8 protein-coding genes are annotated in these 12,429 nt (G+C 61.2%); 1 reads left to right on the top strand and 7 read right to left on the bottom strand.

Going from position 1 to position 12,429, the window contains the following annotated elements:
- Positions 1 to 24 precede the first annotated feature (24 nt).
- A complete protein-coding gene (locus NE850_RS15845; RefSeq protein WP_310698910.1) occupies positions 25 to 2,271 on the bottom strand; it encodes a primosomal protein N' in 2,247 nt (748 codons plus the stop codon).
- Between the two features lie 464 nt (positions 2,272 to 2,735).
- Positions 2,736 to 3,836, bottom strand: coding sequence for a uroporphyrinogen decarboxylase (gene hemE / locus NE850_RS15850; protein ID WP_007180023.1), 1,101 nt, complete (start codon positions 3,834 to 3,836; stop codon positions 2,736 to 2,738).
- A 217-nt stretch (positions 3,837 to 4,053) separates the two neighbouring features.
- Between hemE and NE850_RS15855 the strand changes: the two genes are divergently transcribed.
- The gene (locus NE850_RS15855; protein WP_007180024.1) at positions 4,054 to 4,848 is read left to right on the top strand and encodes a transporter substrate-binding domain-containing protein; all 795 of its coding nucleotides are present in this window, start codon (positions 4,054 to 4,056) and stop codon (positions 4,846 to 4,848) included.
- An 880-nt stretch (positions 4,849 to 5,728) separates the two neighbouring features.
- Here NE850_RS15855 and NE850_RS15860 read toward each other — a convergent pair.
- The 5 genes from NE850_RS15860 to atpA form a co-directional block, all read right to left on the bottom strand.
- Positions 5,729 to 7,459 (bottom strand): AMP-binding protein, encoded by a 1,731-nt coding sequence (locus tag NE850_RS15860; RefSeq protein WP_007180026.1) that lies wholly within the window; start codon positions 7,457 to 7,459, stop codon positions 5,729 to 5,731.
- A gap of 231 nt (positions 7,460 to 7,690) precedes the next feature.
- On the bottom strand, positions 7,691 to 8,116 hold the full coding sequence (locus NE850_RS15865) for a F0F1 ATP synthase subunit epsilon (RefSeq protein WP_007180027.1): 426 nt from the start codon (positions 8,114 to 8,116) through the stop codon (positions 7,691 to 7,693).
- Between the two features lie 158 nt (positions 8,117 to 8,274).
- The gene (gene atpD / locus NE850_RS15870; RefSeq protein WP_007180028.1) at positions 8,275 to 9,669 is read right to left on the bottom strand and encodes a F0F1 ATP synthase subunit beta; all 1,395 of its coding nucleotides are present in this window, start codon (positions 9,667 to 9,669) and stop codon (positions 8,275 to 8,277) included.
- Positions 9,670 to 9,769: 100 nt separating this feature from the next.
- Positions 9,770 to 10,654, bottom strand: a complete 885-nt coding sequence (gene atpG, locus NE850_RS15875) for a F0F1 ATP synthase subunit gamma (protein WP_007180029.1) — start codon at positions 10,652 to 10,654, stop codon at positions 9,770 to 9,772.
- Positions 10,655 to 10,842: 188 nt separating this feature from the next.
- The gene (gene atpA, locus NE850_RS15880; protein WP_007180030.1) at positions 10,843 to 12,384 is read right to left on the bottom strand and encodes a F0F1 ATP synthase subunit alpha; all 1,542 of its coding nucleotides are present in this window, start codon (positions 12,382 to 12,384) and stop codon (positions 10,843 to 10,845) included.
- Positions 12,385 to 12,429: the final 45 nt, after the last annotated feature.

Raw genomic sequence — 12,429 nt, forward strand, 5'->3', positions numbered from 1 at the left:
GCTTCGCCGCTCTGGCGACGTGCCTCAGATGTCGAGCGGATCGACTTCCAGATTCCAGCGCAGCACGCCCTTCATGCCGCGCAGCAGCGGCTGCCAGGCACGCAAAGTTGCGTGCAACGCGCCGCGCGATGCGCTCTCGATCAGCAACTGGGCGCGGTGCACGTGCATCACCTTGACGATGGTGAGCGGCACTGCGTCGTAGACGGTCACGCGTTCGGCGGCGGGAATGCCGGTCAGGCTGGCCGCCGCCTGCTGCAGAAACGCGAGCGCGGCCTCGAGCGTGCGGCCTTCGGCCCGCAACAAGGCCTGATAGACGAACGGCGGCAAGTGCGCATCGCGCCGCTCGGCCAGCGTGGAGTTGGCGAAGCCGACATAGTCGTGGCGTGCCAGCGCGTGGTAGAGCGCGTGGCGCGGATAGCGCGTTTGCACCAGCACTTCGCCGGGCAAGCCCGCGCGGCCTGCCCGGCCGCTTACTTGCATCAACTGGGCGAAAAGCCGTTCGCTGGCGCGGAAGTCGTGGGAAAAGAGCGCGGTGTCGGCGTTCAGCACGCCGACCAGCGACACGCGCTGGAAGTCGTGGCCCTTGGCGATCATCTGCGTGCCGACGAGGATGTCGACCTCGCCCGCGTGGACGTCGGAAAACAGCGCCTGTGCGCTGCCCTTGCGGCGCGTGCTGTCGGCGTCGATACGCAATACCCGCGCGCCGGGCACCGCGCTCGCCAGCGTTTCTTCGACGCGTTGCGTGCCGCGCCCCATCGGCGCGATGTCGACGTTGCCGCACTCCGGGCACGAGCGCGGAATGCGTGCTTCCCACCCGCAGTGGTGGCAGCGGAGCGCGCGCTCGGGCTTATGCAGCACCACGTAGGCGCTGCAACGCGGACAACCGGCGACCCAGCCGCAGGCGTCGCAGGCAAGCTGCGGCGCGTAACCGCGGCGGTTCAGGAACACGAGGCTTTGCTCGCCGCGGTCGAGCCGCGCCTTCAGCGCGGCGATCAACGGCCCCGACAACCCCTCCACCGACGCCCGGCCGCGGCGCCGCTCTTCTTCCAGATCGATCAGTCTGACGGTGGGCAATACGGCGTCGGCGACCGCCCGGCGCGACAGGGTGAGCCGCTTGTAGCGCCCCTGATCGGCTTGCCACCAGCTTTCCAGCGACGGCGTGGCCGAGCCGAGCACAACCGGCAATCCGAGCTGCTTGGCGCGGTAGATCGCCAGATCGCGCGCCGAATAGCGCAAGCCTTCCTGCTGCTTGTAGGCGGGATCGTGCTCCTCGTCGACGACGATGATCGCGAGCTTGGGCAGCGAGGCGAGCACCGCCAACCGGGTGCCGAGTACGATGCGAGCCTGCCCTGTGTGAGCGGCGAACCAGCTGCGGGCGCGCTCGCCTTCCGCGAGACCGCTGTGCAGCGTGACGATCGACGTGCCTTCGAGCGCGGCGAAGCGCGCGCGAAAAGCCGCTTCGAACTGCGGCGTCAGATTGATTTCAGGCACGAGGACAAGCGCCTGAGCGTCGGGCCTGGCGGCCAGGATCTCCGCGAGTGCCCGCAGATAGACCTCTGTCTTGCCGCTGCCCGTCACGCCGTGCAGCAGAAATGGCGCAAAACCGTCGGCGTTGCGAATGGCTTCGACAGCCGTCGCCTGCTCGTCGGTGAGCATGGGCAGCGTGGGCGAGGGCGCGCTGGGTGGCACCGGAGCGGTAAGCTCGGCGGCAGCTTCGATGAGGTCCAGCGCTACCCAGCCTTCCGCCAGCCATGCATCGAGCGTCGTGATCGCTTTGGGGTGCAGCGCGCGAACCTCGGCGGCCAGCAGAAACTCGGTCTCGGCCAATGCCTGCGCCAGCTTGCGCAACGCGCTCGCCCGAGCCGGCAGTGCGTCGGGGAGGGCCGTTTTGCCTGTAGGCGTCAGACTGTAGCGCTCTTGCGGCGCAAACAGCCGTGACCAGCGCGAGGCGTCGCGCAGCGCTTGCGGCAAAGCCGGCAACGCCACTTCGCCGAGGCCGCGTTGATAATAATCCGCTGCGAAAGCGGCCAACCTCAACCATTCCGACGATAGCGGCGGAGACGCAGTGCACACGCTATCAATAGCGCGAAGGCGGTCAGGCGGCACGTCGCTGTGAGCGGTCACTTCGCAGATAAGTCCAACCACATGGCGCTTACCAAACGGCACGCTGACCAGCATGCCCGGCACCACCCGCTCAGGTGTGTCGCACCGATAGTCGAACAAGGTCGGAAGCGGATGATCCAGCGCGACGCGGACGAAGACGTCACTCACGCGTCAGCGGAAATCAGAACGACGCGCGCGACGCGACGCCGCTTCATGGTGTCCGCCGAGCAGACGGCAGGCCACTCGAAGTTAAAGTAAAACTTCAATTTCGGCGCTAAGTTTTGGATTCCGCTGAACAATTGCAATCGGCCCGCGTGCCTGTGGATAACTTTGTTGAGAACTTTGCCCGGAAGGCCGGGGAACCGCGTCGCAGCGGCCTTCTGTGGGATTCCGCACATTCTGCACCGCCTCCCTCAAACCCTTGCCAGACAAGGCTTAGATCAAATGCGCCTGCAATGTGCAAGGGCCGGGATGCGACTAAAGCTTCTACCGCGCCGCAGCGTGATGAATGTGCATAAGTCAAGTCTTGACTTTCTCAGGACCGCCATCTGACGGCCCGTTGACTGCATATTTTCCCTTAGACCGAGAGCCCAGTTCGCTGCGTCGCAACAAAAATGGTAACGATTACGGCCTCATGCCGGTGCATGTGCGCCGCTGCGAATTGCCCGGCTATGACGATGCACTTCGTCCACGAGTTCGGCGACGTGTTCCGGCGGCGTGAACTGCGAAATGCCGTGGCCGAGGTTGAACACATGGCCGGGATGGTTGCCGAAACTGTCCAGTACGGCGCGCGCTTCCATCCGGATCGCAGCCGGCGGGGCAAACAGGACCGATGGATCGATATTGCCTTGCAGCGCCACCTTGCCGCCCACGCGTTCCCGAGCCTTGCTCAGGTTCACGGTCCAGTCGAGACCGACCGCATCCACGCCGGTTTCGGCGATCTCGTCGAGCCACAGGCCGCCGCCCTTGGTGAAGGTGACCACCGGCACTTTTTCGCCGTCATGATCGCGCTTCAGCTGACTCACCACCTGCTGGATGTAGTGCAACGAAAAGCGTTGATAGACGCCGTCCGCCAGCGCCCCGCCCCACGTGTCGAAAATCATCACGGCTTGCGCGCCGGCTTCGATCTGCGCGTTCAGGTAAGCGGCAACCGCGCGCGCGTTGACGTCGAGAATGCGATGCATGAGGTCCGGACGCGCATACAACATTGACTTGACCGTGCGGAAGTCCGCCGAACCGCCGCCTTCAACCATGTAGCACGCGAGCGTCCACGGACTGCCCGAAAAACCGATCAGCGGCACGCGCTGGCGGCCCTGCGCATCGGTGAGCGCGGTGCGAATTTCGCGCACGGCGTCAGTCACGTAGCGCAGCGTGGCGTCGATGTCCGGCACCGCGAGGCGCGCGACGTCGTCTTCCGTACGCACCGGCCGCGCGAATTTTGGGCCCTCCCCGGTCACGAACTCCAGGCCCAGACCCATTGCGTCGGGCACGGTCAGGATGTCGGAGAACAGGATCGCGGCGTCGAGCGGATAGCGCTCTAGCGGTTGCAGCGTGACCTCCGTTGCGAACGCCGGGCTTTTTGCCAGACCCAGGAAACTGCCCGCGCGACCGCGCGTGGCGTTGTATTCCGGCAGGTAGCGGCCAGCTTGCCGCATCAGCCAGATCGGCGTGTAGTCGGTCGGCTGGCGCAGCAGCGCGCGCAGGAAAGTATCGTTCAGGAGTTTATGGGCCACGTTGCGTACGACTGAGGGCAAAGGGGCATTTTACCGGACCGGACTCGCTGCATCGTGCCAGATGCGACCAATAACTGCTGCGCGCCTCGCTCAAGGCGGCTTTTTCGTGGATTGGCAGCCGTCTCCCACCTGGCTGAACGGCCAATGTTCAAGCCCGGATTGCCGAGCTATCATCCAGCAGACTTCCCACACAATTACATACAACCAAGGAGACTCGATGAACAAGGCGACACTCGCGCTGCTCGGCGCGCTGACCGGTGTTTTGATGCATATAGGCGCGGCTTGGGCCCAGAGCACCGCTGCGGCGGCGCCCTCGCGGCTCGATGAAATCATCGCGCGCGGCACGTTGCGCGCCTGCACGACCGGCGACTACAAACCGTACTCGTTCTACAAGGCGGACGGCCAGTTCGAAGGCATTGATATCGACATGACGGAGTCGCTCGCCAAGTCGCTCGGCGTCAAGACAGAGTACGTCAAGACGACGTGGTCGAACCTGATGAATGACTTCGTCGCCAGATGCGACGTCGGCGTAGGCGGCGTATCGCCGACCCTCGAACGGCAGAAACGCGCGTTTTTCACGCAGGCGTATATGGTCGACGGCAAAACGCCGATCGTTCGATGCGACGACGTCAGCAAATACCAGACGGTGGCGCAGATCGACCAGCCCGCAACACGGGTAATCGTCAATCCGGGCGGCACCAACGAGCGGTTCGCGAAGCAATACTTTCCGCACGCCAACCTGACCGTGTATCCCGACAACGTGACCGTTTTCAAGCAGATTCTTGCCGGCAAGGCCGACGTCATGGTGACGGACGCGTCGGAAACGTTGCTACAACAAAAGCTGAATCCGGGTCTTTGCTCGGTGCATCCGGACAAGCCTTTCCAGTACGGAGAAAAGGCCTGGCTGCTGCCGCGTGGCGACGTGGCGCTCCAGGAGTACGTCGACCAATGGCTGCACCTCGCGCGTGCGACCGGCGAGTATCAAGCCATTTCGGACAAATGGCTGAAATAGCATGGTGGTTTTTTTTTGGACGCCCCAGTTTCCGTTCTCTCTGGCAGACGGGGCGGTCGGCAAAACGCCAAGAAATTTCGCTCACGCGCCGAATCATGTAACGGCACGAGGTGCGTCCAGGTAAGAACAGATCAATGATGCCGCGCTGAGCGTCGGGGAACGCGCCCTTTTTCTTGGCCGTTGCCCATACGGCGAATATTGCTGCGCAACCCGGCGGCCACGTTTGAACCGTTGAAATTTATTGAGCGCGGCCGAATACGTGTAACGCGGGCGATTCGTCACCCAAACGATGACCATGCAACCATTTCATGCGGAATCGACTTAATGGATGACGTCGCAATATGCGTCGCGAATAGCATCAATCATGCGTATGAAATTGCGGGGCAGTCATCGGTAAATATTACGTTTCAAACGATCCTTTTTGGCAATATATCCTGCAGCGCCTTATCTGGCGGGCGTTACAACCTGAAACACTTTGTTACCGCGCTCATGGGTTAATTCGCCCACAATGCCCTCAACGGTTTCAACACGGATGTGGCTGGGTGCGTGGTGTGAGCGGATACGATGCACTTGCCGGTCGGCGTATGCCGAAGCCCTGTGAAGGGGCATCCCTGCTGGGGCCGTAGTCGGCGCAGGGTCGCCGTCTCAGTCGGTTCCTTCTTTGGTCTCCTCGCGCTAACCCCGTAGCGTGTGGTTTTTAGCGGGCTCCAGGCCCGCTTTTTTTTCGTCCAGCCAAACGTTTGCGCGATGCGGTAACGCGCCTTTTGTAGTAAGTTAGCCGCTTTTCACAACTTACGCGCAGCAAACGGCTTGGTTCCTGTTCTTCAATGGCAGGTCCGCCGCGCAATAAACCCGCGTGTGGACCTGCTATCGAACATCATCACGCCGTCTTATCTTCCCGCAGCTTCAATTCGCTGATCATCCGCTCGCGCATAATGAACTTCTGCACCTTGCCCGTCACCGTCATGGGCAGTTCGTCGACAAAACGGATGTACTTCGGCACCTTGTAGTGCGCAATCTGGCCTTGGCAGAACTGCTGGATCTCTTCAGCGCTCGCCTGCTCGCCCGAGCGCAATACGACCCACGCGCAAACCTCTTCACCGTATTTCGAGTCGGGCACGCCGAATACCTGCACGCTCTGGATTTTCGGGTGACGGAATAGAAACTCCTCGATTTCGCGCGGATAGATGTTCTCGCCGCCGCGAATCAGCATGTCTTTCAGACGTCCGACGATATTGCAATAGCCTTCGGCATCGAACGTCGCCAGATCGCCGGTGTGCATCCAACCGTCGACAATGCTTTCGCGTGTCTTCGCCTCATCGTCCCAATAGCCCTGCATCACCGAATAGCCGCGTGTACACAGTTCACCGGTTTCGCCCACTGGCACAATGTTGCCAAGGGGATCGACGATTTTCACCTCCAGATGCGGCTGGATGCGCCCGACCGTGGTTGTGCGCTTGTCGAGCGGATCGGTAGTCGAGCTCTGGAACGAGACCGGGCTGGTTTCCGTCATGCCGTAGGCGATGGTGATCTCGCCCAGATGCATCCTGGAGACGACCTTCTTCATGGTCTCGATCGGACATGGCGAGCCCGCCATGATGCCGGTGCGCAAGCGCGATAAGTCGTAGGTGGCGAAGTCCGGGTGATCGAGTTCGGCAATGAACATGGTCGGCACGCCGTGCAGCGCGGTGCACTGCTCTTCCGCGACTGCGGCCAAGGTTGCGGCCGGGTCGAATCCCTCACCTGGAAACACCATATTGGCGCCGACAGATACGCACGCTAGCACCGATAACACCATTCCAAAGCAGTGATACAACGGCACGGGAATGCACAAGCCGTCCTGCTCGGTTAGGCGCATCGCCATCGCGATGTAGCGCGCGTTGTTGACCACGTTGCGATGGGTCAGCGTCGCGCCCTTCGGGTTGCCTGTCGTGCCGCTTGTGAACTGGATGTTGATCGGATCGCGGCACGAGAGCGTGGCGCCGATGGCGTCGAGTTTCGGCACGTCCAGCGACGCGCGACCTTGCTCGATCACGTCGGAAAAGCTCAACATGCCTGGCGTTTCCGTATCGCACATGCGAATCACATAGCGCAATTCGGGCAGCCTCGACGCATGCAGTTCACCCGGCGCTTGCGCGGCCAGTTCAGGTGCAAGTTCCTGCAACATCTCAAGGTACATGGACGTCTTGAAACGCTCGGCGGCGATGATTGCCTTGCAACCGACCTTGTTCAGCGCGTATTCGAGTTCCGCAAGCCGATATGCCGGGTTGATATTGACCAGCACAGCGCCGATGCGCGCGGTCGCAAACTGGGTGAGCAACCATTCCACGCGATTCGGCGACCAGATGCCGACCCGGTCACCCTTCACGATGCCGAGCGCGAGCAGGCCGGCCGCCAACACGTCGACTTCTTCCGCAAACTCCTGCCATGTCCAGCGAATGCGTTGCTCGCGAAACACCACCGCTGGACGATCCGGAAAACGCTCGGCCGTATCGCGCAGAAACTGACCGACCGTCGCTTCGCTCAACGGGATGTCGGTCGGCCCACGGACGTACGACAGCCCGTCTTTGGGTTCGATGAGTGCACCTTCGCCTGACACGTGCGTTGCCATGGTGTTGTCTCCGTGAACTGAGCGGAAGCTCTTATTGAAATGAATTTGAAACCGATTGTGCCACCGGCATGTGTCGGCCAGGCATCAAGTCTTACCCGCAGCGCATTTCCAGACGTCGAGGTGTGGCGCCGATCGGCTTGAGAACACGATTCTGCTCACCTTTCCGTAAACGTCAAGTAAAGGTCAAAAAAAAGCAGCCGGAAAGGCTGCTTTCTCTCTGATACGTATTGCTTAGTGCTGGCCGCGCAGCTTACGCAGACGCTGGATCGCAGCGAGCTGAGCCGTCGCGTACGCCAGTTCCGCTTGCGCGGTTGCGTATTCGAGGTTCGAACCCGTGTTCTGCAGCGCTTCTTCCGCACGCTTGCGTGCATCCTCAGCCTTGGCTTCGTCGAGATCCTTACCGCGGATCGCGGTGTCGGCGAGTACCGTCACGGCGCCCGGCTGGATTTCGAGGATGCCGCCGGCGACGAAGACAAACTCTTCTTCACCGTTTTCAGCTTCGATGCGCACCGCACCCGGACGAATCCGCGTGATGAGCGGCGTGTGGCCCGGCAGAATGCCGAGTTCACCTGCTTCGCCCGGCAGCGCGACGAACTTCGCCTGACCCGAGAAGATCTGCTCTTCCGCGCTGACGACGTCTACTTTAATGGTTGCCATATCGACTCCTGTGGCGAGCAGAGTTAGCGCTGTGACGCTGACTCTTGTCCCATGCAAGGCTGGATTGAGCGTAGTAAGAGGCGCCGGTTTTACCCAATACCACCCCTTCCTGGGTAGTATTTCGGCGCGAGCGGCGCCCGCCTCGTTACACTCGACCTTTACTGGATCTTCTTGGCCTTTTCGAAGGCTTCGTCGATTGTGCCGACCATGTAGAACGCCTGTTCCGGCAGATGGTCGCACTCGCCTTCAACAATCATCTTGAAGCCACGAATCGTTTCCTTCAGCGGCACGTACTTGCCCGGCGAGCCCGTGAACACTTCAGCGACGTGGAACGGCTGCGACAGGAAACGCTGGATCTTACGAGCGCGCGCCACGGCGAGCTTGTCTTCCGGCGCCAGTTCGTCCATGCCCAGAATCGCGATAATGTCGCGCAGTTCCTTGTAGCGCTGCAGCGTTTGCTGCACGCCGCGCGTGATCGCGTAGTGCTCTTCACCGATCACGTTCGGATCGATCTGACGCGAGGTCGAATCGAGCGGGTCGACTGCCGGGTAGATACCCAGCGAAGCGATGTCACGCGACAACACGACGGTCGCGTCCAGGTGGCCGAAAGTCGTAGCCGGCGACGGGTCGGTCAAGTCATCCGCAGGGACGTACACGGCCTGAACCGACGTGATCGAACCGGTCTTGGTCGACGTAATACGCTCTTGCAGCTTACCCATTTCTTCAGCCAGCGTCGGCTGATAGCCCACTGCCGACGGCATACGGCCGAGCAGTGCCGACACTTCCGTGCCTGCCAGCGTGAAACGGTAGATGTTGTCCACGAAGAACAACACGTCGAGACCTTCGTCACGGAAGTGCTCAGCCATCGTCAGACCGGTCAGCGCGACGCGCAGACGGTTGCCCGGCGGCTCGTTCATCTGGCCGTATACCAGCGCGACCTTGTCGAGAACGTTCGAGTCCTTCATTTCGTGATAGAAGTCGTTCCCTTCACGGGTACGCTCGCCAACACCGGCGAACACGGAGTAACCACCGTGTTCCTTCGCGATGTTGTTGATCAGTTCCATCATGTTCACGGTCTTGCCCACGCCGGCGCCACCGAACAGGCCAACCTTACCGCCCTTCGCGAACGGGCAGATCAGGTCGATAACCTTGATGCCGGTTTCGAGCAGTTCCGTCGATGGCGACAGTTCGTCGAACGCCGGAGCCTTCTGGTGAATACCGCGAACCACGTCCGAGTTGATCGGGCCGGCTTCGTCGATCGGGCGACCTAGCACGTCCATGATCCGGCCGAGGGTCGGCTTGCCGACCGGCACGCTGATCGGCTTGCCGGTGTTCTTCACCGTCGTACCGCGGCGCAGACCGTCGGATGCACCCAGACAGATGGTGCGGACAACGCCGTCGCCCAGCTGCTGCTGGACTTCGAGCGTCAATTCCGAACCTTCGAGAATGAGCGCGTCGTAAATCTTCGGCATGTGGTCACGCGGGAATTCCACGTCGATCACCGCGCCGATGCACTGTACGATCTTGCCTTCTACCAAAGCAGTAGTACTCATCGCTTTTCCTTTAGATACTCAATTCTTCACTCGCGCAAAGGCGCAGTTTCGATGGGTGCGCCGCGAAGGCGCACACGAAGCGGCGTGCTGACCGTTAAGGTCAGACTGCCGCCGCGCCACCGACGATTTCCGACAGTTCTTTCGTGATCGCGGCCTGACGGCTCTTGTTGTACACGAGCTGCAGTTCGTTGATGACCGTCTTCGCGTTGTCCGAAGCGGCCTTCATTGCGACCATCCGTGCCGACTGCTCCGACGCCATGTTTTCCGCGACGGCCTGATAGACCAGCGCTTCGACATAACGCACCAGCAGTTCGTCCACCACTGCCTGCGCATCCGGCTCGTAGATATAGTCCCACTGCGTGCTCGGCGTCGCGCCGTCTTCTTCCTTGCGCTCGAACTGGTCTGCCGACAGCGGCAGCAGTTGCTCGATCACCGGCTCCTGCTTCATCGTATTGACGAAGCGCGTGTACGCCAGGTACACCGCCGAAACCTTGCCTTCCGAGTACAGGTCGAGCTGCACCTTCACCGCGCCGATCAGCTTTTCCAGATGCGGCGTATCGCCCAGATGCACGACATTCGACACCACCTTTGCGCGCAGACGGCTCAGGAAACCCAGGCCCTTGGTGCCGATCGCGGTTGCTTCGATCGTCTTGCCCTGGCCTTCCAGTTCCTTGAATTTCTGCAGCGACGCACGCAACACATTGGTGTTCATGCCGCCGCACAGACCTTTATCAGTCGTGACGAGGATGATGCCGGCCGTCTTCGCACCTTCGTTCGCCACCATGAACGGGTGACGATACTCCGGGTTCGCGCGGCTCATGTGTGCAGCGATATCGCGGACCTTGTCAGCATACGGGCGAGCAGCGCGCATGCGCTCCTGAGCGCGGCGCATCTTCGATGCGGCCACCATCTCCATCGCTTTCGTGATCTTGCGCGTGTTTTGCACGCTCTTGATCTTGCCGCGAATTTCCTTCATTCCAGCCATTGCTTGCTCCTTTGTCGGCCCGAGTTAGCGCTTTAGCGATTACTCGGGCCCCATGCAAAGCTTCGGCCCGAGTTAGCGCTTCCACCCTGACTCGGGTCCCATGCAAAGCGATCGAAGCAGCGCGGGTTCAGTTGCCTGCGGCCCGCGCCGCTTCAAGGTCCGTTTATGCCTTGCGGGTCACTCGCGGATCAATAAGCGCCGGACTTCTTGAAGTCTTTGAGAGCCGTATGCAGCAAGGCTTCGTCGTCCTTCGAGAGTTCCTTGGTGTCTTCGACGCGCTTGATCAGGTCAGCGTGCTTCGACTTCAGGTAATCGCGCAGGCCCTTTTCGAACGGCAGCACTTGCGCAACTTCCAGATCATCGAGGTAACCGTTGTTCGCTGCGAACAGCGCGACAGCCAGTTCCCACACTTGCAACGGCTGATATTGCGGCTGCTTCAGCAGTTCCGTCACGCGGCGGCCGCGTTCCAGCTGTTTGCGGGTTGCTTCGTCGAGGTCCGAGGCGAACTGCGCGAACGCAGCCAGCTCACGGTATTGCGCGAGGTCGGTACGGATACCGCCTGACAGCTTCTTCACAACCTTCGTCTGAGCGGCACCACCGACGCGCGACACCGACACGCCGGCGTTAATTGCCGGCCGGATACCTGCGTTGAAGAGGTCGGTTTCCAGGAAGATCTGGCCGTCGGTAATCGAGATCACGTTCGTCGGAACGAATGCGGTCACGTCGCCTGCTTGCGTTTCAATGACCGGCAGAGCCGTCAGCGAACCGCTCTTGCCCTTCACTTCACCGTTCGTGAACTTCTCGACGTACTCTTCCGAGACGCGAGCAGCACGTTCCAGGAGACGCGAGTGCAGATAGAACACGTCGCCCGGGTAAGCTTCGCGGCCCGGCGGACGGCGCAGCAGCAACGAGATCTGACGGTATGCCCAAGCTTGCTTGGTCAAGTCGTCATAAACGATCAGCGCGTCTTGACCGCGGTCGCGGAAGTACTCGCCCATCGTGCAACCAGCATACGGGGCCAGGTATTGCATGGCAGCCGATTCCGAAGCCGACGCGGCCACGACGATCGTGTATTCCAACGCGCCGGTTTCTTCCAGCTTGCGCACCACGTTCATGATCGACGAAGCCTTCTGGCCGATCGCGACGTAGATACAGAAGAGGTTCTTGCCCTTCTGGTTGATGATCGCGTCGACTGCGACTGCGGTCTTGCCGCACTGGCGGTCGCCAATGATCAGCTCACGCTGGCCACGGCCAACCGGCACCATCGCGTCGATCGACTTCAGACCGGTTTGGACCGGTTCCGAAACCGACTTACGCCAGATCACGCCCGGAGCAATCTTTTCGATTGCGTCGGTCTTCTTCGCGTTGATCGGGCCCTTGCCGTCGATCGGGTTGCCGAGTGCGTCGACCACGCGGCCGAGCAATTCCGGACCCACCGGCACTTCAAGAATGCGGCCCGTCGTCTTGACGATGTCGCCTTCCGAAATGTGTTCGTACTCACCCAGAATCACGGCGCCGACCGAGTCGCGCTCGAGGTTCAGTGCGAGACCGAAGGTGTTGCCCGGGAATTCGAGCATTTCGCCCTGCATCACTTCCGACAGGCCGTGAATACGCACGATACCGTCGGTCACGGAGATCACGGTGCCCTGGTTGCGAACGTCTGCGCTCGCTTCAAGGCCCTGGATCCGGCTCTTGATCAGCTCGCTGATCTCAGAGGGATTGAGTTGCATTATTCGCTCCTGATAGTCAATTCTGTTGCGTGCCAGCCGCTTCAG

The organism is Paraburkholderia sp. USG1 (genome assembly GCF_031570135.1).
Lineage (GTDB): Bacteria > Pseudomonadota > Gammaproteobacteria > Burkholderiales > Burkholderiaceae > Paraburkholderia > Paraburkholderia dioscoreae.

What these genes read in the sequence shown, in the direction of transcription:
- NE850_RS15865 (WP_007180027.1), bottom strand. Translation starts at nt 8,116, where the DNA reads ATGGCAACCATTAAAGTAGACGTCGTCAGCGCGGAAGAGCAGATCTTC.
- NE850_RS15855 (WP_007180024.1), top strand. Translation starts at nt 4,054, where the DNA reads ATGAACAAGGCGACACTCGCGCTGCTCGGCGCGCTGACCGGTGTTTTG.
- NE850_RS15860 (WP_007180026.1), bottom strand. Translation starts at nt 7,459, where the DNA reads ATGGCAACGCACGTGTCAGGCGAAGGTGCACTCATCGAACCCAAAGAC.
- atpG (WP_007180029.1), bottom strand. Translation starts at nt 10,654, where the DNA reads ATGGCTGGAATGAAGGAAATTCGCGGCAAGATCAAGAGCGTGCAAAAC.
- atpD (WP_007180028.1), bottom strand. Translation starts at nt 9,669, where the DNA reads ATGAGTACTACTGCTTTGGTAGAAGGCAAGATCGTACAGTGCATCGGC.
- atpA (WP_007180030.1), bottom strand. Translation starts at nt 12,384, where the DNA reads ATGCAACTCAATCCCTCTGAGATCAGCGAGCTGATCAAGAGCCGGATC.